Raw genomic sequence first — 23,413 nt, 5'->3', positions numbered from 1 at the left:
CCGATAAAAAGAAGAAGCCAGTTGAAAAACTGGCTTTTTTATTTTCTGTTAGTCATGTAAAATGTAAAAAATGTGTACTAATTCAAATTTTATATAAGAAATGAATAGCGTTAAGCAAAATAACAGTCTTCTGAGTCAAATATGGTCATTCATGTGTAGTGAAGGGCTGCCGTGTCTATTCGTCATTTTGATGCTATGTAATGGCTTATTTTTCGCTTATGCGCTTTTTGATACCAACCATTCTGATTCTTTTAATGTCAATTCTCATCAAACGACCAGCCAAGTTGTTTCAAAGAATAACTACATAAATTAAATACTCTTGATACATCCTTTATCAAAATAAAAACAAGCGTTTAATCTTTCAGTGTATAGTATGCGTGCATAAAAAGTGCAGGAATATGCCATTATGAATAACAAATCTCCTCTCGATACAGAAGCCTTAATTGAAGTTAAAAACTTGAGCTTTAATCGAGGAGAACGCGTCATTTATGACGATATCAGTCTTAAAATTCGACGTGGTCAAATTACTGCAATTATGGGACCGTCCGGTACGGGTAAGACGACTTTATTACGTTTGATCGGTGGGCAATTGGTGCCTGATCACGGTGAAGTGCTGCTCGACGGTAAAAATATTGCGACAATGTCGCGTCAAGAATTATTCGCTGCACGTGCGCGTATGGGAATGCTCTTCCAGAGTGGTGCATTATTTACTGATATGTCGACGTATGAAAATGTCGCTTTTCCAATCCGTGCACATACCAAATTACCGGAACATATTATTGCAGAGTTAGTTGGCTTAAAACTTGAATCAGTGGGCTTGCGTGGTGCTGAGCAGTTAATGCCATCGGAGCTATCAGGCGGGATGAATCGTCGTGTGGCTTTGGCACGAGCAATTGCCTTAGATCCTGAACTGATTATGTATGACGAGCCATTTGCAGGCCAAGATCCAATTGTAATGGGCGTTTTAACCCGTTTAATCCGTTCTTTACGAGATGCTTTAGATTTAACCACGATTATCGTCTCGCATGATGTTGCTGAGACTTTATCGATTGCTGATTATATTTATGTGGTGGCAGAAGGCAAAATTCAGGGTGAAGGTTCACCTGAACAATTAAAAAATCATGCATCGCCATTTGTACGTCAGTTTTTAACAGGTTCAATTGAAGGCCCTGTGGAATATCAATTTACTCACCAAGCATATTTAGATAACGAGGTTCGTCCATGAATGCGATTGCCTGGTTAGGTAGACTCGTTATTGAGCGGATAAAGGGGATTGGTGCTGCGGCATTGATGCTCTTGCAAGTTTTATTTGCCATGCCATCGAAAGGCGGATTTCAGCGTTTTGTGTATCAAATGTATCGTGTCGGGGTGATGTCCCTGCTGATTATTGCTGTTTCAGGCCTGTTCATTGGTGCTGTTCTTGGTTTGCAGATGTATAGCATTCTGGTCACTTTTGGTAGTGAGGCAATGCTAGGTACCGCAATTTCACTCACCTTATTGCGTGAACTTGCATCTGTGGTTGCTGCCCTGTTATTTGCTGGGCGAGCAGGTTCAGCCTTAACTGCTGAAATTGGTTCCATGAAACAGAGTGAACAACTTGCCAGTATGGAAATGATTGGTGTTGATCCACTTCGCCAAATTGTGGCCCCGCGTTTATGGGCTGGTATTGTCAGCCTGCCAATGCTCACCGTGATTTTTGCAACCATTGGTATTATTGGCGGCAAACTGGTTGGCGTTGATTTTTTAGGGGCGGATGAAGGGTCATTTTGGAGTGGTATGCAAAGCAGCGTACAATTCTGGCATGACATCTTTAATGGCACCATTATCAAAAGCATTGTATTTGCTTTAATTTGTACATGGGTAGCGGTATATCAAGGTTATGCTTGTGATCCGACGCCAGAAGGTATTGCGACTTCGATGACGAGAACGGTCGTATATTCTTCACTTTGTGTATTAGGTTTTGATTTCGTGTTGACTGCGGTCATGTTCGGAGGGATTTAATGAAATCACGTACTAGTGAGCTGGCCGTAGGTATTTTTGTCATTATCTTCGGTATCGCTCTATTTTTTCTTGCAATGAAAGTTAGTGGTTTAGTCGGTACGAATTTACGTGATAGCTACAGCATGACAGCGCAGTTTGATAACGTAAATGGTTTAAAGTCGCGTGCGAAAGTGACCATGAGTGGTGTGACCATTGGCCGTGTTGAATCAATCACGCTGGATCCTGTAACGCGTTTAGCAACCGTTAAATTTGATCTGGATGGTAAATTAACCAGCTTTAGTCCTGAGCAACTCAAAGAAGTGCAAAAGAATGCGCTTGAAGAATTGCGCTATAGCTCTGATTATCAACAGGCTGATACTGCGAAACAAAAAGAAATGGAACAGCAACTTATCAGTAACATGACATCCATCACAAGTTTGGATGAAGATGCTTATATAATGGTTGCAACCAATGGTCTTTTGGGTGAGAAATATTTGAAAGTTGTTCCAGGTGGTGGTGTGAATTACCTTAAACGTGGTGACGTCGTTTCAAATACCCAAGGTACAATGGATTTAGAAGATTTAATCAGTAAGTTTATTACTGGTGGTGCGGGTAAAGCCACATCGAGCTCAACCTCTGCAGAGAGTCCTGCTTCTCAGCCAGCTACGGCAGAAGCAGAACCTTCTTTTGTTGAGTAATTCAGGTTAGGAGATTGAAGTGAACACATTATTGAAACAAACTCTAACAGCAAGCGTATTATCAACAATGCTTGCAAGTGCGGCATTTGCAGCACCAACAGAGACCCCACCTGATTTTGTTAAACGTGTGGCTGATGGCTTAATTACACGTTTAAAAGCAGACAACGCTAAATTACAGAATAACCCTGCTTTAGTAAGAACTATTATTCGTCAAAACCTTGATCCGTATGTAGATTCGCAGGCATTTACACGTATTGTGCTCGGTACATATGCGAATAATCAATATACGACTGCTGCACAACGTGCTCAGTTTGAGCAGAACTTCCGTGCCGTGATTATTGAAAACTACGGTGGTGCTTTCGCGAAATATACCAATGAAAGCTACACCATGCGTCCTTTCAAATCGACCAACAGCAAGAACCCAGTGGTAACATTGGACTTTATACATAATGGCGAAAAAATCCCTGTATCGTTCCAGCTAACTGACAAGGGCGATCAGTGGAAAGTACGTAATATCAATGTTTCTGGTATTGATCTTGGTTTGCAATTCCGTAACCAGTTTGCTGCGACCGTTCAGCGTAATGGTGGCGACATCAATAAAGCGATTGCAACCTTTAAACCAGATGCAGATGCTGCAACCAGCAAAAAATAAGTAGGTGACGGGTGATTCAGTATATTGATCAGCAGTTGGTCGTTTCAAAAACGATTAACTTTGCCAATGCAGAACAGATTTATCAGGCAGGTTTGAAGCATATACGACAACATAAGGATTTTCCTTTGGTTGTGGATTTGGCTCAGCTTGAACAGGGTAATACCTTATCTTTGGCGGTCTTGGTGCAATGGTTGCGTCAAACACCTGAAAATAAGGGGCTGCATTTTAAAAATGTGTCTGAAAAAATGCTGAAGATTATCCAAGCCTGCCATTTACAAGATGATTTGAAATTGATTTGATGAAATCTTGTCGATATAAAAAAGCACCGTAAGGTGCTTTTTTATTAGATCCATTTCTTCCAACGGAAGTAAAACATGGGCAATACTAAGAACGCCATCAAAATACCAATGACAATCCAAAAACTTAAGCTGCCATGCGCAAAAGGTAGCACATCGGTATTCATCCCATAAATACTGGCAATCAGCATCGGTGGCGCAAGCATGCTTGGTAAAATCGAGAATCGACGAATGGTATCGTTCTGTTCGGTGTTAATAAATCCAGAGGTGGTATCCAGCAAGAATCGTACTTTTTGGAATAAGAAGGCATCATGTTCGACCAACGAGCGAACATCCTCACTCAACTCGCGAATGTCAGCATCATAAATATGACTGCCCAATGCGCGTGGGCGTGCTAAAAAGGTCAATACACGACGTAAATCAATTAAACAGAGTTGTGCCTTTCCCAGCATATCTTCTTGTTGGGCTAAGCGCGTAATCATGTCATCTAGATCTAAAATTTTCTCGCGATGATGGTTATTCAGAACTTCTGTGGAATATCGTTCCAAGTCCTTGTGGATATCTTCCAAGATATCCGCAAGCTCATCCAGTTTTGCTTCAAGTAAACCGAGCAAGATCCAGGTTGGATCTTTATAGTCCATATCATAGTCATTACGACGAGCGCGGGCACGGAAGGCACGGAATGCGACTAGCTTTTCACCACGCATGGTGAACAAGCGATCTTTATGCAAAATAAATGCAACCGTTTGTACCATGGCCAACATGGGTAAAGAGTCGTCTGCATCGCCATCGACTTGATAATTTTTATTCTTTGTTAAAAAATAGGTGCTGATATGCAAAATTCCATCATCATCACGGTAAAATCGTGCAGATGAGGAAATGTCTTCAAGTGATTTTAAGGTCGGTAAGTTTTGCTCATAGGCATCCAAGACCCATTGTTGTTCTTCTTGGGATGGAGCGATGAGATCAATCCAAACCAGTTCGGGATGGAGATCAAAACTTCCGTTAATGGTTGCATCTTCTAGACTACCGCGCTCTGTGGCATAAAAGGCTTCAAGCATGTCTTTTTTCCTCGCGCAGTCGATGTAAATTTTCGGCCTTTTACCGAAAAGCAGCGTGTATTTTAGACAAGGATGAAACGAAAAACACTTGCCTAAACGCTATTTTCTCAAAAATCTTGTTACATAGCCTACTTTATCAGCATGACAGTTATATAAAACGGTTTTAATTGTATGAATTCTATATGTGTTTTCTGTGGTTCTTCTTTCGGTAATGATCCCATTTATCAGCAAATGGCGCAGGCAACAGGTCAGGCAATTGCAGCACAGGGTAAAACCTTGGTGTATGGTGGTGGTCGTTCGGGGCTAATGGGTGTGGTGGCGGATAGTGCCTTGCGGGCGGGTGGACGAGTGATTGGGGTCATTCCAAGTGCTTTGGTTGATCGAGAGCTGGCTCACACTGGTTTAACTGAATTGCATATTGTGAATAATATGCATGAACGTAAAACTAAAATGGCTGATCTATCTGATGCTTTTGTGGCATTGCCGGGTGGGGCGGGAACCTTGGAAGAAATTTTTGAACAATGGACCTGGAGCCAGCTGGGGATTCATCAAAAACCTTGTGCATTTTTAAATATTGATGGTTTTTATGATGACTTGATTAAGATGCTTCAAACTTCGGTTGAGCGCGGTTTTAGTCAGGAACGTTTTGTGGATCGCTTAATCGTAACTGAGCAAATTAATGATATTCTGGCCGCATTTTCGGCCTATCAACCAGTGACACCGAAGTGGATGTCGACCGCTGAAATTCAAGCTTAAGGATCAATTCGTGAAAACCATCACTGTGGCAGCTGCCGTCATTTTAAATAAAAAAAACCAATTGCTGTTAGTACGTAAGCAAAATACGCAGGCATTTATGCAAGTGGGTGGCAAGCTCGAAGTTGACGAAGCGCCTGAAGTCACGATGCAACGTGAAATTTTGGAAGAAATTGGCTGTGAATGTGAGCTGACGCAATTCATTGGTCAGTTTGAGACTGCTGCCGCGAATGAACCTGATCATGTCTTGGTGAGTTATGTCTATGCGGTTGAACTAAAACAGACGCCACAAATTGCAGCGGAAATTGCGGAAATGAAATGGATTGAACTCGATGATCAATCCACTTTATTAGCCCCGTTGACTAAAGAGGTTGTGATTCCGTGGTGTCAGCAAAATCGAATGAATTGATTGATGGATTTTGTGCGGCTGCTACGCAGACACTGTAGATTTGTTGGCAGCCGAGTTGTTCCAAGACTTTGGATAGTGCCGTAATTGAACTGCCAGTCGTGAGTACATCATCGACAATTAACACTTTGCGGTAACGAATCGGGTTGGGTGGTGCAGCGACAAATTGTTGTTCTATATCTTCAAGCCGTTCCAAACGTGACAGGCCTTTTTGTGAATGCTGTGCCAAGCGTTGTACAGGTTGCCACACCGGAACATTTAAGTGTGTGCTGAGTGATTTGGCCAAAAGCAGGGCCTGATTAAAACCACGTTCGGTTAGACGATCAACCGAAATGGGCATAGGTACAATCGCATGCACTTTAGGAAGTTTGAGCTGCAGTAACAAGCCATTTAATAGCCTTTGATGATGCAGTTTTTGCTCATATTTGAATTGTTGAATAATACGGTCAATCGGGTATTGATAATGACAGGCGACGAAGACGTGTTGCTGATTGCGTTCGATGCCTTGTTTCAGCCACGGTAGTTGTTGCCAACAACTGTGACAAAGGCCGAACTGCCGTTTCATGCCGATGTCACAGAGACTGCAAGGCGTAAAATAATCAAACAGCTGCTGTGCTGATGTGCCAAGTCGTTTAAACATAGGCATATCTTGGTGCTTCAGGCAGCCAGCGTTTTAATAATCCTTCCGCATGTTGTGGATAGTCTTTTAAAATTTGTTCAGCGACGTAATGCGCTTGTGTGAGTAAATGATCATCGCGTTCTAAGCGTGCGACACGGAAGCCCATATCCCCCGTTTGCTTGGTACCTAACAACTCGCCAGGACCACGTATTTCTAAATCTTTTTCTGCAATGATGAAACCATCATTACTTTCACGGAGAATCGAAAGGCGTTCCTGACCATTTTGTGATAAAGGTGTTTTATAGAGTAAGGCACAGAAACTGGCGGTGGCACCACGACCCACACGACCACGAAGCTGATGCAGTTGCGATAATCCTAAACGTTCCGCATTTTCAATCACCATAATAGACGCATTCGGTACATCGACTCCAACTTCAATCACCGTGGTGGCAATCAAAAGCTGTGATTGATTGTCCTTAAACGCTTGCATGACGGCTTGTTTCTCATCTGCTTTCATCTTGCCATGTACCAGACCAATATTGATGTCTGGAAAGCGATCTTTAATCTCTTGGTACGTAGCTTCTGCAGCTTGTGCATCCAGCGTTTCGGATTGTTCCACTAAGGTACACACCCAATAGGCTTGCTTGCCTTCGCGGCAGTTGCTGGCAATACGTTGCAGTACCTGTTCACGACGCTCAAGTGGGATTGTTACCGTCTGAATTGGCGTTCGTCCAGGCGGCAACTCATCAATAATAGAAGTATCCAAATCACCATAGGCACTCATGGCTAAAGTACGAGGAATAGGGGTTGCCGTCATCACCAATTGATGCGGGGTAAATTGATCAGCCCCTTTGTTGCGTAAAGCAAGGCGTTGATCGACCCCGAAACGGTGTTGTTCGTCAATAATGACCAAGCCTAGTTTGGAAAATCCAACCGTATCTTGAAATAGCGCATGGGTACCTACAATCAGTTGAGCATGACCTTCTTTGATTTGTTGTTCCGCTAGAGTTCTGGCTTTACCTTTTTGTTTGCCAGAAAGCCATGCAACCTGAATGCCCAAAGGCTCAAACCAACGTTTAAAGTTTAAATAATGCTGTTCAGCTAAAATTTCAGTTGGTGCCATAAGTGCCACTTGCCAATCTGCCTCTAGGGCGTGACAAGCCGCAACTGCGGCCACTAAGGTTTTACCAGCGCCTACATCGCCTTGTACCAAGCGTAACATCGGTTGATCTTGTTTAAGATCCTGCAAGATTTCTTTGGATACACGCTTTTGTGCGTTGGTCATTTGGAAAGGCAAGCCTTCTAATAGCTTCTTCACGAGTACTTTACTGCTGCTAAAGCGTGGCGCAGCAATCTGGCGAATATAAGCACGACGTGTTAATAAACTAATTTGATGTGCGACCAGTTCTTCAAAAATCAGACGTTGTTGCGCTGGATGAGAACCTTGATTGAGCTGTAGCATGTTGGCATCAGTCGGCGGTTCATGAATGTAATGCAAGGCTTGTTTAAGCTCATAACCATTGCTGTACTTACTAGGCAGTAATTCAGGTAAGTCATCACTATGATGCTGCAAGGCTTGGCGCACATATTCGCGTAGCTTGGGTTGGGTCAGACCCTCGGTACTCGGGTAAATCGCAGTAAGTTGCGTTTTGGGTAAAGGCGTGTGTTGCTGGATCACTTGAATTTCAGGATGATAAAGCTCTAAACCACGTGCACCCACTCGAACTTCACCAAAAATTCGCAGTTGTTGCCCTATCTTGATGCGATCAGTCAGTCCCTTATAAATGTGGTAAAAGCGCAAAGTCACTTTGCCAAAATCGTCTTGCACTAAGGCGGCAAGAGATTTCTTTTTCCCAGGCGGGAAATCCACAGACCGTACTTCACCTTCGAGTAAATAACTTCGTCCAACGATCAGCTGATTCATTGGAATAATAGTGCTACGATCTTCATAGTCACGGGGAAGATGGAATAACAAATCATCCGTGCTAAAAATATGAAGCTTTTCTAATAGGGTCGCTGCGGCAGCACCAACGCCTTGTAATTGCTGAACTGATGTCATCTCTGCTCAAAGGTGTGTATGCATATTTTATTTATTGGTTATGGTAAAACATCTCAGCGTGTCGCTAAACACTTATTTGAGCAAGGTCACCACATTAGCACAATTAGTCGCAGTGAAAAAACAGATTGTTACGCGACGCATTATACTCAGGACATCCAGCAACTTGATTTAACTGTGCTACCGCCTGTTGAGATGGTATATGTATTACTTGCACCTGCACAAAGTGGTATTGAGGCATATCAACAGACCTATTTGGATAGCGTTGAGCCAATTGTACACGCACTCAAAGCGCATCCTGTACAACGCATCATTATAGTTTCGTCTACCCGTGTTTATGGTGAAAATGCAGGAGAGCGAATTGATGATGAATCGCCGATACAGCCTGCTGATGAGCAAGGGCAGATCCTGCGGAAGATGGAGTTACTTTGGCAGGCGCATTATCCAAAGCAGAGTGTTATTGTTCGTCCTACAGGAATTTATGGTACATCGATTGTACGGTTAACCAAGCTGGCCGAACAAACAGCAACATATCCAGCGATTCATTTTAGTAATCGTATTCATATTGATGATTTAGCAAAGTTTTTGGCACGATTAGTTAATTTATCTAAAGTGGAAAAGAGTTATCTCATCACCAATAATACGCCTTTACCGATGCATGAAATTCTGTTGTGGTTTCAGCAGCAATTAAATTTACCGCATTTAAAACTATTGTCAGAGCAACACACGGGTAAGCAAATCTACGCCACACGCTTGGGTGACACAGGCTTTCAATTTGACCATTTGATTTGCTTTAATGACTATGCAGCAGCCTTGTTGGTACATAGTAATGAAAAATAATTAGATTACACTGTAAAGAAAGTTTAAATAGTTGGTATGTATTTTGAATCTAAAATACGAACAGATTCCGTAAAGGAACCGCCTGAATTGAGCACATGGTTTGCGGCGAGGCGTAAAGGTGATACATGAGAAAAATAATTTGCATGATCTTACTGGGATTGATCACGACAGCGAGTTGGGCTGTTGAGCAGACATGGTGCGTGTTTGATCCTTTAAGTACTCAGGGTGATATTAGTCGTCGTTTGCAAGACATTCGTCTGTATGCATTGCAGAATCAAGTTCAGTTAAAACTACAAACATTTAAGAATGAAAGTGAGGCGATACAAGCATTTGATCAGCGTAAATGTTCGGGCTTGGTAGCATCCAATTTTAATACCTATCGTTATAACCGTTTTATGGGAACAACGGGGGGGATTGGTCTGATTCCCAATAATCGTATTGCGCGGGTGTTTCTGCAACTGCTGAATAATTCAAATATCGAAAAACGAATGATCAGCAGCAATTATGAAGTGGTTGGGATGATTCCTATTGGCACCGCATATATGATCATGAATACTCAGCAAATCAGCAAAGTCTCTCAGTTAAAGAATAAAACAATCGGGATACTCGCAGATAATCCACCGCAACAGGCTTTGGTGCAAAGTGTCGGAGCAAAACCAATTTATATTGATTTTGCCAATGCGATTGAATCGTTTAAGCAGAAGAAAATTGATATTTTGGCTGCACCTGCTTATGGCGTACTGCCTTATAACTTAAAAAAAGAGTTTGGTGAGTCGACTCAAGTGGTCAATTTTCCTGTCGCTTATTTTGCTGTAAATGTGGTGATTCGTCCGCAAGCGTATCCTGCAGGTTTTGGACATAAGATTAGAGCTTGGTTTGTCAATAATAGTCATATTTTGGCTGCACAAGCGATGCAGTGGGAAAATCATTTACCAGCTTATTATTGGGCTGATGTATCAAACTTTGAAAAGCAAGGCTATGAAGCGATGGTTGCCAAGATTCGAAATCGTTATGTCGATTCGGGCTATTACGATGCTTATTTTGTCGAGTTGATCAAACGCTTAAGATGTTTGGATGATCCAAAATATTTAGAGTGCCGCAGATAATCATGAAAGAAAAAGGCAACCGAAGTTGTAATATTAATCAGTGAATCATAATTTTGTGATGACTGATTTAAAATCTCCCCTAACCCCTCTTTAAAAAAGAGGGGAATATTGGGAATCTAAGAGAATTTTAGATGTCTGAAACTCCCTCCTTTGAAAAAGGAGGGTTTGGGAGGATTTATTTTCTATGCTTAAGCTTTCTTGCGTTTTAAGCGGCGCTTGGCTTGTTGAGACGCCATAGCCTCTAATGCTTCTGCTAACTCTTCATCGCTAAATGTGGTGATGTGCTGCAACATTTGGAGCGTGGTCTCGTCTAAGACCAGCTGTGCACCTGCCGCCATTTCACTAAAGTTATCATCATATTCAATGAAACCTTGCTCATTATTACGAATATAATTTTGCTGAGTCAGTACTTTAATAAAGCTTTGGAATAACGCTTTATCGAAGAACTCTGGTGAGTTGAACTCATACAACACCGATAAGCGTTGACCTAACAGGTGACTAAGCTCTTCAACTTGTTTGGTTGAAATATTGCCTGAACCACGCTGAGTAATCAGTGCAAGCGTCATGTAGTAGCGTTCTAAACTCTGCTTTACTGGCAGCGCTAAAGTGACTAGCTTTTGATGCTCTTCGCTGTTTGGTGTCGGGCTGAATAAATTGCCGTCATGATCTTGGAAAATCAAACCAATTTGAACCAAAGCATCAATATAATTATCAATCTGCTTTTGCAATTCAGCAGGTTGCCATTTCATAAATAACTCAGCTTTTAAGAACGGGTACAAAGTACGGATCACGTTGCTTAAATCATTCTTATGAATTTTACCATTGTGCTCAACCAAAGAAGCCACTAACGATGGTAAAACAAAGGCGTGCAAAATATTGTTGCGGAAATAGGTCAGTAATACAGCTTGATTATCTTCAATCGCAATAATATCGCCTAACACATGTTGTACACGTTTGATGAGCTTGAGCTTAAGGCCGTAAGCAATAATCTCTTTGCCTGACAATGACGTGACTTGTGTGCGCTCATCATATGGTCGTTGCGTTGCCAAATCGCGGTAAATGTCGAGTTGCTTCGCGCAAATTTCTTCATCTAAAGTGTGTTTTGGTGTTGCCAATAAAATTAAAGAAAGCAATGACACTGGGTTGATCACCACAGCACGGTTGATATTTTCTAAAATCAGATTGGCTGAGCTTGCAACGACATTGGAGATTTCTGTGGTGCTTGCAGTATCCGCTTGAATATTTTCAGCGCCCTGTTGTTTCAAAATATCATTCAGGAATACAGGCTCACCAAAGTTGACATGCACTTTACCGAAGATACGTTCAATTTTACGTAAGGTTTTTACGATACCAAAAATGGACTCCGCTTCTTTGGGTTGGCCTTGCATTTCACCCACATAGGTAGAGCCTTCCATCAAACGCTCATAACCAATATAGGTGGGTACAAAGACGATTGGTTTTGCTGGACCGCGTAAATGACCTTGAATGGTCATCGCCAACATACCGGTTTTAGGTGGTAATAAACGACCTGTACGTGAACGACCACCTTCAATAAAGTATTCGATAGGCGTATTGCGCGATAAAATACTATACAAATATTCTTTAAATACGGAAGTATAAAGTGCATTTCCGCGGAAAGAACGACGAATAAAGAATGCGCCACCACCACGTAATAACTGACCAACGAATGGAAGGTTAAGGTTATCACCAGCGGCAATATATGGAATCATCAAGCCACGTTTATAAATCACATAGGACAATAATAAATAGTCAATGTGACTGCGATGACAAGGGGTATAAACGATTTCATAGTCTTTTGCCAGCTCACGTACAGTACTGAAATTATGGACTTCTACACCGTCATAAAGCTGTGTCCATAAACGGGTTAAAGCCATATCGGCAAAACGTACCGCAGATGCTGAATAGTCAGACACGATTTCATTGACATAACCAATGGCACGACGCTCAGCTTCGAGCATACTGATTTTATGCTGAATGCTTTCACGACGAATGGCATCTTGTACCTCAGCGGACTTAACCACCGATTGCATCACATTGCGACGGTCTGACAAGTCAGGACCAAGTACTACTTCACGTTGCTGATCTAAATAGGTATCTAAAGAACTGGCAATATAGGTTGCTGGCGAAATATTTGGGTGGTTGCTCTTGGCATAATCTACCAACTCGCGCAAAGATTGCGGTTCATGAAACTCTAAATAAGACTGGCGACCATGCAAACCAATATTCATCAGTTGTTTGACTGTACCTGGTGTTGCCCAAGTGTCTGAGAATAATAATTTGAGCCAAGAATCTTCTTTATCGGGTGAACGTCCCCAAAGTACAGTCACAGGGACCAATTGAATATCGGTATCTGCATTTTGTTCTAAGGCTTCGACCAGTTGTAACAGGCGAGGGGGGAATGTTTGGGTATTAAAAAAATTATTTTCGTTATGATGTAAAAACAAGACTGAATTTTTTTCTTGATAGCTCCCAAAACTCAAGGGATCTAATGCTGGTTTTAAATTGAGACGGCGGGTTTCACCATCAACAACCAAGGCATTACTACGCGAATAATTTTGTAAAACATAGCAAACTAACTTATTTGAATCGGTTGTGTTTGGCTCTGTAGTGGTGGATTCTGTAGGAACTTCACCAAGAACATGTGGGGTTACCACAAGGTCAAGTAACTTACTCGAAAGTTGGCGATACATTTGACCAAATCCAGTCTTGGACATTACAAACTCCTAAATAATAATCCTGACATCGAGTCATGATGAACACGACATTCTGCGATATTCTTACATGAAACGGTATGTTATTTTCTGACAAAATATAGCGTATTTGGTAGATTTTATCGTTAAAAATCGTATTTTTAGCCGCTATAAATACATATTAAGATAATCAATACATCATTATCGTGACGGATGAATCATTTTATCCTGACCATTGTCATTTGAATTTGTGGCACAATCAAAATTATCAACCCTGAAAGGATTGGTTGATCTCTCCTCATTGATGTTGGAAGGCTATTACATGAATGCGTTAACTCAAGAATTGGTAGAACTGTTGACTCTGGAAAAGCTTGAAGAGCATATTTTTCGGGGCAATAGCCGCAATTTGGTAGGCAAGCGAGTATTCGGTGGGCAGGTTCTTGGACAAGCCTTGAGAGCGGCATCGTACACTACAGATCGTCCAGCACACTCTTTACATGCCTATTTCCTGTATGGCGGTGATGTCAATGCACCGATCATTTATGAAGTTGATCCACTCAGAGATGGCAAGAGCTTCGCCAGTCGACAGGTGCGTGCGATTCAGCATGGTCGTACTATTTTTTCTGCCATGGTCTCTTTTGCCAACCCAGAAGAAGGCCTGAACTATCAACATAAAGAGCCCGAATATCCTGAACCAGACACATTAAAGTCTGAGAACGAGCTGAAAGAAAGCCTGATTAATTTTGTGCCTGAAAATGTACGTGCCAGTTTTATGCGTGAACGTCATGTGGAAATCAGACCAACACAATTGATTAATCCGTTTCAACCCCAGCCTGAAGCGCCATTTTATGCGCACTACATTCGTACGCATGATCAAATCCCGCAAAATATTGATGAGATTTCATTACATCAGGCGATTGTGGCGTTCTATTCAGACTTTACCTTGATGACGACGGCTTTACGTCCACATGGTTTGTCATGGATTTCGCCAAATTTACAATGTGCCAGTATTGATCACACCATTTATTTCCATCGTCCATTACGTGCGGATGAATGGATGCTGTACGACATGGAAGCAACAATTAGTGCCAGCTCACGTGGCTTGAACTTTGGGCGGATGTGGCAAAATGGACAATTAGTCTGTAGTACCGTCCAAGAAGGTTTGATTCGGCTCAGAGAAATCGAAACCCAGTAAAAAATAAAGCAGTACTAAAGCCATCATTATGATGGCTTTTTTTATCATAAGGATGTGACAAAAAATTGCTCGATTCTTCAACATGAGCATGCCATAGTACCGATAAGTTAAATGTTTACCCATTAAACAATGAATTTAAATACACAAATTTTAATTGCAGCAGTGCTTGGCGTGGCCTTTGGTTTTCTATTGATAGCCTATCCGCAAACTGCATTTGTTGAATATAGTCTTTACGGGCTAGGCATCCTAAGTAGTGTTTTCATTGGTTTGTTGAAAATGTTACTGATCCCATTAATTTTTAGTTCGATTGTGGTCGGTGTTTCCAACTTACAGGCAGGCGGGCAGTTTGGACGTGTCTGGAAAATTACCGCACTGAGCTGTTTGACCACCACTACTTTGGCACTTATTTTGGGGATTAGCTGTGCGCATCTGTTTGATGTGGGCAAAGGGGTGGATATCCAGCTGTTTCAAGCTGCAATGGACAACCACCAAACCCCAGATACCTTAACACCATCAAGTTTTGTCACCACTTTTATTCAAAACACTTTAATTAATCCATTTAAGGCATTCAGCGAGGGCAATGTTCTTGCTGTGGTGGTATTTGCCTTATTTCTTGGCGTGGCTTTGGTCAAGGGTGGGGAGCGTTTTGCCTTAGTTCGCAATATCAGCCAGCAATTCTTTGACATCATGATGATGTTAGTGGGCTGGGTGATGAAGCTTGCGCCAATTGGTATTTTTGCTTTATTGGCTAAGTTAATCGCCACAGAAGATCTCTCGGTGCTCAGTCGTTTGGTTGAGTTTGCTGCGGTGGTAACAGGGACAACCATTTTCCATGGCGTGGTGGTGCTACCTGCTTTGTTGTGGATTTTTGGGCGTATGGACCCCATCACCTTCTTTCGAGGGGCGAGAACGGCCTTGGTCACGGCATTTGCCACCAGCTCAAGTTCAGCGACCATGCCGCTGAGTATGAAGTGTGCACAAGAAAATTTGGGTGTGAGACCGCAAACCGCAGGTTTTGTGATTCCTTTAGGTACACAGCTGAATATGGATGGTACGGCTTTATATGAGGCTGCTGCGGCCTTATTTATTGCAAACCTGATGGGTTTGGATTTGAGTTTAACCCAGCAGATTATTGTCTGTTTAACTGCCATGATTGCTTCATTGGGTGCACCGGGGATTCCGAGTGCGGGTATGGTGACTATGATTATGGTGTTACAGTCCGTTGGTTTGCCTGCGGAGGCAATTGCGATTTTACTACCGATTGACCGTGTGTTGGATACAGTTCGTACTGTGGTCAATGTACAGGGCGATATGATGATTAGTGTGGTGGTTGATCGCTACGCAAAACAGGCAGAAGCTGAATCAAGTTGATTGTCTTGGATGCAAAAAAGCAGGAGATGACTCCTGCTTTTTTTATTCTATAAAAGCATGTTTATGCTGCGGGTTGTAAGGCACGTTTTGCCGCTGGAGAATTATTCAAATAATTCACTGCATCTTGTGTATTGCCTTCTTTGAGAGGGTCATACCACGGCATCAGGTAATCAATCTGTTGTGCAATCAACCATGCAGGACCTGGCAAGATTTTAGCGTCTTTTAATGCGATCTTCGACCATTCGATCCAGATCCACGGTTTAAATAAGCTTGGTTTCTTGTCCGCAAAACGAGGATCTTGGCTCATGATATGTGCTGCGCCATCTACCCATAAACCGAGTACACCGATAATGACCGCAACACTCATGTAGTAACGTGCGATATAACCACCACCCAAATGACGATAGAGGTCAAATGCAACGGTACGGTGCTCAATTTCTTCCGAGCCATGCCATTTAATCAGATCGATCATTTCTGGATCTGCGCCAAGTTCTTCCCAACGCTTGTTGTACAGTGCATATTTGCCCAGTACACAGGTCATGTGCTCAACAGTTGCAATCACACCTAAGCGGAATAAATCCCACTGATGCTCGAGTGCTTTCGGAATTTCTTTATCAAAAGGTTTGTCTGCCAAAACCTTGGTAAATAAAAAATCCATGATGTCGAGGTTACGCTGAATATCAATATTGCGTTGCGTCAAATATTCTTTATTGGCTGAGGTATGGGCAACGGCATGCATTGCTTCCTGACGAATAAAGGCTTGAACGTCTTGCTTTAATTTTTCATCGGTAATTTCTGGAAGGACTTTGTTATATAAACGGCAAAACCAAAACTCACCAGCAGGTAAAATATTGTTAATTTCATTAATAAAATAGCTGGCAAAAGGCTGGTTTGGAATCCAATCCACTGGCGTATTTTCCCAGTCAAATTTTACTTTGCGTGGGAGGATTTTATAGTCAATCGAAGAACCAAGAACTTTGTTCTTCACAAATGATAGTAATTTCATCGTTTAGTCCTAATCGATAGTGCAATGAACCAACACTAAGCAGTATATGAAAACTACCTAGTGTTTGTGTTTAGCAATTCGGGACAATTAAAAATTATTTTATGCAACTTGATGCATAAAATGCACTTTTTATTCTTGAATGTCGGTTTCTGATGCTTCAGGGATTTGGCTAAGGTCAAATTCCGTCGGTTGATCAAGGGTGTAATTCAAACGGCCAGCCATGACAGTTGCCAGTTCTTCTAGGCCAATACGATTGAGTGATGAGAACAGTTGAATCGAGAAATCGAGTTTGATTTTCTTCAATTGCTGTTTTACATCGAATAAAACTTCGTTGGCTGGACCACGGTTCAACTTATCTGCCTTGGTCAGCAGGATATGTACAAATAAATGACGTGAATGTGCCCATTCCAACATCATCAAGTCAAAGTGTTGTAAAGGATGACGAATGTCCATCAATAACACCAGGCCTTGTAAGCTTTTGCGATGGATCAGGTAATTTTCCAGTTCTTTCTGCCACACGATTTTCATCGCTTCAGGCACAGCTGCATAACCATAACCAGGTAAGTCGACCAAGCGTTGATCTGGATTACCCAAGCTGAAAAAGTTGATCATTTGGGTACGGCCCGGTCTTTTTGAGGCGCGTGCAAGTTGTTTTTGATTGGTTAATGCATTGATTGCACTTGATTTACCCGCATTAGAACGACCTGCAAATGCAATTTCATAGCCTGTATCTTCTACGCATAAAGCCAGTTTTGGCGCACTCATCAAAAATTCAGCTTGGCGTAACCAAGTTAAAGACTGTACTGCATACTCAGTTAATGCAGGGTCAGCCTTTTTTTCATAACTGATTTTTTGTTTAGGTGCGAGTTTGGCTTTGGTGTCTTTCGATTTTTCACTGCGGCGCATAGAAGCTTACTTTTGAATAGGAATAGCAACGACTATTATAAAGGATGTGAGCCGTTCGTGCGAATCCTCATCTGTTGCAAAGCTTAAGCTTTCTGAATCAGTTCTAAAAAATCGATATTCGAGCGTGTCGAAGAGGGGAGAATGCCGTGCTGGATCACTTCACCTAGCGTATATTGATCAAGGCTTTGATAAAAGCATTCTAACGCTTGGTCTAAAATTCCTTTCAGCCCGCAGTTGGCGCGGAGTACACAAGGTGGAGTATTACACTCAACTATTTGATGATTGCCTTGTAAGGTTCGAACAATTGCACCTAATTTCAGATTCTTGGCTTCCGGATTAAGGCGCAGGCCACCGCCTTTACCACGAATGGTGACAATCCAGTGTTGTTTACCCATGAAGTGAACGACTTTTACCAAGTGATTTTGCGATACATGCAAGTCTTCTGCGATATCTGCAATCGTATAAGGTACATCACTCGGACGAGCGACATACATCAGAATTCTGAGTGCATAATCAGTAAACTTATTGAGTTGCATGTGGTTTCACTCAATCTAGTGCAAGAAATAGAAAGGGCTAGTCTAACATAGACTAGCCCTATGCAAAATGTAGCATGGATTAGCTGAGTTTAACGCCACCTGTGCCAAAGGCTTCACTGTGAATATTTGTAGCAGGAATACCGCGAGCAACTAAGGCTTTATGCTGTTCTGCCATAAATGGCATTGGACCACATAAATAATAATCGGCATTGCTCGGTAATAACGCAGTATCTACAAGACTTAAATCAAGACGGCCCGCTGCATCATAATCTTCACCAAGAACATCATCTGCATGTGGAAACTCATAAGCAGTGAATGTACTTAAGCGTGGATATTTAGTTTTGACGTCTTGAATATGTTGCTTCATGGCATGCACTTGGCTACTGCGGCAGGCATGAATAAAGTTGACGGGTTGTGGCATATCCAAAGTCACTAACTGATTCAGCATGGCAATCATTGGTGTTAATCCAACACCGCCACTAATAAATACATTACGTTTAGTGCTATTGATCAGATAGAAATTCCCTGTTGGCGCAGACACTTCAATTTCTGAACCTTCAGCTAAACCGTGTAAAGTACTAGATACCCAGCCACCAGCGAGCTCGCCTTTTTCATCTTCACGTTTAACTGAGATGCGTAAATAATCTGCCTGTGGGCTGGTCGAAAGTGTGTATTGACGAGGTTGTCTTAAATTCAACTCGGGTACAAACACACGGACGGAAATATATTGACCCGCTTCATATTTTGGCAATGTGCCACCATCTACAGGTGCAAGGTAGAACGAGCTAATCTCATCACTTTCTACAACCTTCTTGGCAATTTTGAAATTACGCCAACCTAGCCAACTCCCTTGAGTTTGTTGGTGTTGATCATAAATGGCTTTTTCAGTGCTGATAAATAGGTCCGCCAATTGACCATAAGCGGCAGCCCATGCACCAATCAATGGGTCTTCCATTGAAATGTTCAGGACTTCACTAATCGAGTGGAGGAGGTTTTCACCAACAATGCCGTAGTCAGGTGATTGAATATTTAAACTGACATGCTTATGCGCAATCATTTCAACCACAGGTAAAAGCACAGAAGGATCTTCGATATTTTCTGCATAAGCCAGAACTGCGCCCGCTAGCGCTTGGGCCTGCGCACCACTACGTTGATGACCCATGTTAAAGGTTTCTTTTAATTCCGGATGATTACCCAACATACGGTTATAAAAGTATCCAGTCAGTGCAACGCCATTTTCACGTAATACAGGAACAGTGGCTTTTACTAGGTCAATTTGCTGTGGAGTCATGCTTGATCTCTCTTGGCTATCATTTATAAGATGTATTTAAAATACATCTTATAAGGTGTATTTGCAATGCATATTTAAATAAAAGCCATAAAAAAATTAAGGGATAATAAATTATCCCTTAATTTACAAGTAAGTATGGTTTTATTTTTTGCCGAATAATGAACCCAGTAAGCCACGGACAATTTTCTGTCCAGTAGAGCCACCTAAACTACGCGCTGCACTTTTGGCAAAAGTACCTACGATATCTTGAGTGAGTTTCTCACGATCACGCTGTGACTTTTCTGCAGCTTTTTGCTGTTCGCGAGCAAAACGTTCTTGCTCTTTGGCCTGCTGTTTTGCCAGTGCTTCCTGTTCTTTATCTTGCTGTTTTGCAAGCTGATCAGCTTCTTTCGCTTGAGATTGTTGTAGTACTTTCTTTTGCAGCATTTCATAGGCACTGTCACGATCAACGGCCTGATCGTATACACCTGCCACAATACTTTGCCCAATAATCACTTGGCGTTCTTCGGGAGTAATCGGGGTAAAGGAGGAGTAAGGAGGCATGACCCAGCCACGTTCCACGATTTGGGGTGTTCCTTGTTCATCTAGACAGCTGATCAAGGCTTCACCGACCGCAAGTTCGGTAATGGCTTGGTCGACTTTAAAGTCTGGATTGGCGCGGAAAGTATCTGCTGCGGTTTTAACTGCCTTTTGATCTTTAGGTGTAAAGGCGCGCAAAGCATGTTGTACACGGTTACCGAGTTGACCTAATACACTTTCTGGCAAATCCAGTGGATTTTGAGTGATGAAGTAAATTCCCACACCTTTAGATCGAATCAAGCGTACTACTTGTTCAATCTTTTGTTGTAAAGCAGGGCTGGCATTGTCAAACAGTAAATGCGCCTCATCGAAGAAGAATACTAACTTCGGTTTATCCATATCACCTACTTCAGGCAACTGTTCAAACAGTTCTGACATCATCCACAGTAAGAACGTTGCATAAAGCTTCGGGGTGTTCATCAGCTTGTCAGCAGCCAAGATGTTGATATAGCCATGACCATTGGTGTCGGTCTGAATAAAATCGAGGATATTCAGGCTTGGCTCACCAAAGAATTGCTCACCGCCTTGATCGCCCAAAGCCAGTAAATTACGTTGAATTGCTCCAAGACTCGCTGGAGAAAGGTTGCCATATTCAGCTTTTAGTTCAGCCGCATTTTCACTGACATAGGTCAGCATTGCTTTCAGATCTTTAAAATCGATCAGCAGTAAACCCTGGTCATCTGCAACACGGAACACGGCTGAAAGTACACCTTCTTGCGTGTCATTCAGATTCAGCATTTGTGCCAGTAACAGAGGGCCGATTTCTGAGATTGTGGTACGAATGGGATGGCCTTGCTGACCAAATAGATCCCAGAAAATAACCGGTGAAGCGGCAAAAGGGATCGCGTCTAATTGCAAGCTTTTCAGGCGTTCATCAAATTTGGGGTTGCTGGCACCGGGTTTGGCGAGACTAGAGACATCGCCTTTGGCATCTGCAAGGAATACTGGCACACCAAGCCGAGAAAAGCTCTCGGCTAATACCTTTAGGGTAACCGTTTTACCCGTACCGGTTGCACCAGCAATCAAACCATGTCGGTTTGCAAATTTAGAATGTAAAACAATATCTTGTGTTGTATCTGTGGTTTTTTTCGCAATAACGATTGGTGTACTCATTCTTCACCTGTTGTTCAATATCATTCGAGCTGTTTTAATGCGTTTTGGATATCTTGAATTAAATCTTCTGGATGTTCTAGTCCTATACAGAAGCGAACCAATAAACCTTGTTGTAAATGTGTATTTTCCAAAGTTCGCATATGTTTTAAATCATAGAGCATCGCTAAGCTCACTGGGCCACCCCAACTAAATCCGAGTTTAAACAGCGTTAAGCTATCGCAGAACTTTCGAATTGCTGCGAGATCATATTCAGGTTTGAAAATGACGCTGACTAAACCTGCACTTTTTCCTGTGGTGCAGGTTTCTGACCAGAATGAATGGCCTGCAGAATCTGCAAGGCTTGGATGAAGTACTTGGCTGAATTGTGACTGTTGTTGTAACCAATTCAACAGGGTGAGTGCACTTTGTGCTTGTTGTTCATAGCGCAGTGACATATGTGCCAAACTGCGTTGAATTTGTGCAGTATCATCGCCTGAAACAGAAATCCCTTGGATTGCGTGCATACGATACAGCTTATGGTGCAGCTGTTGATCACGTGTAACCACTGAACCCATTAAGATATCGCCACCACCACTTGGATATTTGGTCAGTGCATGTACGGTAATGTCGACTGCCAGATGCTCATCCGAGAAATCGAAAGCATTAAAGGCCAGCCCTGCACCCCATGTGTTATCTAGTGCAGTCAGTACATTGGCTTGTCGTGCCTTTTTGACCAGATTTTTAAGGTCAGGGAATTCTAAGGTGACAGAACCTGCTGCTTCGAGCCAAATCAATTTGGCTTTTTCGGTTGGTTGAAAGCTGTTGGCATCAATTGGATTATAAATTTTAACGGTGATGCCATAACGGTCTTGCAAGTTGTTTAAATGCTCCAGATTGGGTCCATAGATATTGTCTGCGACCCAGACTTCATCACCTGAAGTTAAAATGGCACTATTCACGAGATTAATCGCAGATAAACCGCTTGGCGCAAGCAAGCAATAACGTCCGCCTTCAATTTGGGCAATGTTGTCGCCTAGCGTGAATGTCGTAGGCGTGCCATGTGTACCATAACTATAATCATAAGCATCGGTCCAATGACGATCAAAAAGGTGCGCTGTGCTTTTAAAAATAATCGTAGATGCACGAAATAGGGGAGGTTGAACTGTTTCAATATATTGAGGGGCTTGTCGTGGTGCATGAATCAGATTGGTTTGTGCTTTATTGTGTGTTTTCATAGTGCAAAATCAAATTAATATAATGAGTTAGGTTAAGAGAAAATTAACAAAGCTGCTAGTGCTTTGCTGCTTTTGTACAGAATCGGTACAGATTAAAGTAATTGCTTAAAACTGGCTTTATTTTTGCTAAGACTAATTATCATTCTAACGATAAATAGGTTTTAGCGCATGAAGTCGCATTTAAGAGTGCATTATTTTCAGCACATTACTGGAGAGGGTTTTGGCAGTTGCTATGACTTTCTAAAGGCACATAAAGCCAAGATTACAGCAACCGAATTTTTTGCTTTGCCAGTCGATTTACCACTTGAATTGGAAGCTCTACCACGGGTAGATGAAGTTGATCTCCTGATTATTATGGGGGGCACCATGAGTGTGAATGATGAGGCAAATTATCCTTGGTTAAAACTCGAAAAAAGATGGTTGCGGCGGTATTTGGCTGCGGGAAAGCCTGCAATTGGGTTGTGTTTAGGTGGGCAGTTAATTGCCAATGCCTTGGGGGCAGCTGTGAGCCGAAATCCGCATCAAGAACTCGGCTGGATGGATGTTGGGCGCGCATCTCATGTACCTGAAGATTATTTTCAGATTCCAGAGCAACTGAATATTTTGCAATGGCATAGTGAGACCTTTGAAATCCCAAAGGGTGGGGTGCGCTTAGCTGAGAATAAGGTCTGTCGAAATCAAATGTATCAGATTGGGCGTAACGTTTTGGGATTTCAGTTTCATCCAGAAATGACCCCCCAGACTTTGGCACTCTTGATTGAGAATGAAGAGGATATGGCGGTTTTTAATGGTGAATATGTACAACCGATATCTGAATTAAAAAGAACAATGAAAAGTAAATTTGAACAGGGGAATCGCTTGCTGAATCAGGCAATCGATTATGTCGTGAGTGCATAGCAGGATTGATTGCTTAAAAAATGAAAAGAAGAATTGCATAAGACTTAAACAATCGTTATAATGAGCGACCCTCAAATGGAGGGCGTTTACTACGAAGAAAGTAGTTAACGCATTACAGTCGTGGCAT

General features: G+C 42.2%; 22 protein-coding genes. 12 read left to right on the top strand and 10 right to left on the bottom strand.

All coding sequences use genetic code 11. From position 1 onward, the window contains the following. Nucleotides 1–406 precede the first annotated feature (406 nt). From F887_RS01840 to F887_RS01860, 5 genes are read left to right on the top strand one after another with little or no spacing between them, the layout of a single operon-like run. The gene (locus F887_RS01840; RefSeq protein WP_005297202.1) at nucleotides 407–1,225 is read left to right on the top strand and encodes an ABC transporter ATP-binding protein; all 819 of its coding nucleotides are present in this window, start codon (nucleotides 407–409) and stop codon (nucleotides 1,223–1,225) included. After that, nucleotides 1,222–2,001: a lipid asymmetry maintenance ABC transporter permease subunit MlaE gene (gene mlaE, locus F887_RS01845; protein WP_005147184.1), complete on the top strand. Its 780-nt coding sequence runs from the start codon at nucleotides 1,222–1,224 to the stop codon at nucleotides 1,999–2,001. The genes F887_RS01840 and mlaE overlap by 4 nt, the downstream gene beginning before the upstream one ends. Further along, complete coding sequence (locus tag F887_RS01850; RefSeq protein ID WP_005297200.1) at nucleotides 2,001–2,678, top strand: outer membrane lipid asymmetry maintenance protein MlaD; 678 nt, start codon at nucleotides 2,001–2,003, stop codon at nucleotides 2,676–2,678. Before mlaE ends, F887_RS01850 begins: the two co-directional genes overlap by 1 nt. Nucleotides 2,679–2,697: 19 nt before the next feature. Next, nucleotides 2,698–3,330: an MlaC/ttg2D family ABC transporter substrate-binding protein gene (locus tag F887_RS01855; RefSeq protein ID WP_005297198.1), complete on the top strand. Its 633-nt coding sequence runs from the start codon at nucleotides 2,698–2,700 to the stop codon at nucleotides 3,328–3,330. Between the two features lie 11 nt (nucleotides 3,331–3,341). Continuing rightward, a complete protein-coding gene (locus tag F887_RS01860; RefSeq protein ID WP_005297196.1) occupies nucleotides 3,342–3,629 on the top strand; it encodes an STAS domain-containing protein in 288 nt (95 codons plus the stop codon). Nucleotides 3,630–3,673: 44 nt separating this feature from the next. Here the strand turns inward: F887_RS01860 and F887_RS01865 are convergent, their stop codons facing one another. After that, entirely contained in the window at nucleotides 3,674–4,687 is a 1,014-nt protein-coding gene (locus F887_RS01865; protein WP_005209109.1) for a magnesium and cobalt transport protein CorA, read from the bottom strand. Between the two features lie 171 nt (nucleotides 4,688–4,858). Between F887_RS01865 and F887_RS01870 the strand changes: the two genes are divergently transcribed. Both F887_RS01870 and F887_RS01875 read left to right on the top strand, forming a co-directional pair. Beyond that, complete coding sequence (locus F887_RS01870) at nucleotides 4,859–5,443, top strand: LOG family protein (RefSeq protein WP_005297193.1); 585 nt, start codon at nucleotides 4,859–4,861, stop codon at nucleotides 5,441–5,443. A 10-nt stretch (nucleotides 5,444–5,453) separates the two neighbouring features. Beyond that, nucleotides 5,454–5,849: an NUDIX hydrolase gene (locus F887_RS01875; RefSeq protein ID WP_005297192.1), complete on the top strand. Its 396-nt coding sequence runs from the start codon at nucleotides 5,454–5,456 to the stop codon at nucleotides 5,847–5,849. On the opposite strand, the gene F887_RS01880 is transcribed toward F887_RS01875, so the two are convergent. Next, on the bottom strand, nucleotides 5,803–6,486 hold the full coding sequence (locus F887_RS01880; RefSeq protein ID WP_005297189.1) for a ComF family protein: 684 nt from the start codon (nucleotides 6,484–6,486) through the stop codon (nucleotides 5,803–5,805). The two genes, F887_RS01875 and F887_RS01880, sit on opposite strands and share 47 nt — an antisense overlap. After that, on the bottom strand, nucleotides 6,479–8,524 hold the full coding sequence (gene recG / locus F887_RS01885) for an ATP-dependent DNA helicase RecG (RefSeq protein ID WP_005297186.1): 2,046 nt from the start codon (nucleotides 8,522–8,524) through the stop codon (nucleotides 6,479–6,481). Before recG ends, F887_RS01880 begins: the two co-directional genes overlap by 8 nt. 18 nt (nucleotides 8,525–8,542) lie before the next feature. On the opposite strand from recG, the gene F887_RS01890 reads away from it, so the two are divergent. Further along, nucleotides 8,543–9,361, top strand: coding sequence for an NAD-dependent epimerase/dehydratase family protein (locus F887_RS01890; protein WP_005297184.1), 819 nt, complete (start codon nucleotides 8,543–8,545; stop codon nucleotides 9,359–9,361). A gap of 125 nt (nucleotides 9,362–9,486) precedes the next feature. Further along, the gene (locus F887_RS01895) at nucleotides 9,487–10,467 is read left to right on the top strand and encodes a putative solute-binding protein (protein WP_005297182.1); all 981 of its coding nucleotides are present in this window, start codon (nucleotides 9,487–9,489) and stop codon (nucleotides 10,465–10,467) included. Nucleotides 10,468–10,655: 188 nt separating this feature from the next. Here the strand turns inward: F887_RS01895 and plsB are convergent, their stop codons facing one another. Then, nucleotides 10,656–13,202, bottom strand: coding sequence for a glycerol-3-phosphate 1-O-acyltransferase PlsB (gene plsB, locus F887_RS01900; protein WP_005297180.1), 2,547 nt, complete (start codon nucleotides 13,200–13,202; stop codon nucleotides 10,656–10,658). Nucleotides 13,203–13,500: 298 nt separating this feature from the next. On the opposite strand from plsB, the gene F887_RS01905 reads away from it, so the two are divergent. Further along, nucleotides 13,501–14,373, top strand: coding sequence for an acyl-CoA thioesterase (locus F887_RS01905; protein WP_005297178.1), 873 nt, complete (start codon nucleotides 13,501–13,503; stop codon nucleotides 14,371–14,373). Between the two features lie 129 nt (nucleotides 14,374–14,502). Beyond that, the gene (locus F887_RS01910; RefSeq protein ID WP_005297176.1) at nucleotides 14,503–15,744 is read left to right on the top strand and encodes a dicarboxylate/amino acid:cation symporter; all 1,242 of its coding nucleotides are present in this window, start codon (nucleotides 14,503–14,505) and stop codon (nucleotides 15,742–15,744) included. Between the two features lie 61 nt (nucleotides 15,745–15,805). Here F887_RS01910 and F887_RS01915 read toward each other — a convergent pair whose 3' ends face one another. The 6 genes from F887_RS01915 to F887_RS01940 form a co-directional block, all read right to left on the bottom strand. Continuing rightward, nucleotides 15,806–16,750, bottom strand: coding sequence for a metal-dependent hydrolase (locus tag F887_RS01915; protein ID WP_005297173.1), 945 nt, complete (start codon nucleotides 16,748–16,750; stop codon nucleotides 15,806–15,808). Between the two features lie 129 nt (nucleotides 16,751–16,879). Then, nucleotides 16,880–17,656 (bottom strand): ribosome biogenesis GTP-binding protein YihA/YsxC, encoded by a 777-nt coding sequence (yihA, locus tag F887_RS01920; protein WP_005297170.1) that lies wholly within the window; start codon nucleotides 17,654–17,656, stop codon nucleotides 16,880–16,882. Between the two features lie 83 nt (nucleotides 17,657–17,739). Next, complete coding sequence (locus F887_RS01925; RefSeq protein ID WP_005297167.1) at nucleotides 17,740–18,192, bottom strand: RrF2 family transcriptional regulator; 453 nt, start codon at nucleotides 18,190–18,192, stop codon at nucleotides 17,740–17,742. 79 nt (nucleotides 18,193–18,271) lie between these two features. Further along, on the bottom strand, nucleotides 18,272–19,483 hold the full coding sequence (hmpA, locus tag F887_RS01930) for an NO-inducible flavohemoprotein (protein WP_005297165.1): 1,212 nt from the start codon (nucleotides 19,481–19,483) through the stop codon (nucleotides 18,272–18,274). Between the two features lie 141 nt (nucleotides 19,484–19,624). Then, complete coding sequence (locus tag F887_RS01935) at nucleotides 19,625–21,175, bottom strand: helicase HerA-like domain-containing protein (RefSeq protein ID WP_005297161.1); 1,551 nt, start codon at nucleotides 21,173–21,175, stop codon at nucleotides 19,625–19,627. Between the two features lie 20 nt (nucleotides 21,176–21,195). After that, nucleotides 21,196–22,389, bottom strand: coding sequence for a PLP-dependent transferase (locus F887_RS01940; RefSeq protein ID WP_005297159.1), 1,194 nt, complete (start codon nucleotides 22,387–22,389; stop codon nucleotides 21,196–21,198). Nucleotides 22,390–22,557: 168 nt separating this feature from the next. On the opposite strand from F887_RS01940, the gene F887_RS01945 reads away from it, so the two are divergent. Then, entirely contained in the window at nucleotides 22,558–23,286 is a 729-nt protein-coding gene (locus F887_RS01945) for a type 1 glutamine amidotransferase (protein ID WP_005297157.1), read from the top strand. Nucleotides 23,287–23,413 lie beyond the last annotated feature (127 nt).

Origin of the sequence: Acinetobacter sp. NIPH 2100, assembly GCF_000369805.1 — a bacterium.
In the GTDB taxonomy this organism is placed as follows: Bacteria; Pseudomonadota; Gammaproteobacteria; order Pseudomonadales; family Moraxellaceae; genus Acinetobacter.
This window is presented reverse-complemented; position numbering and strand designations above follow the sequence as displayed.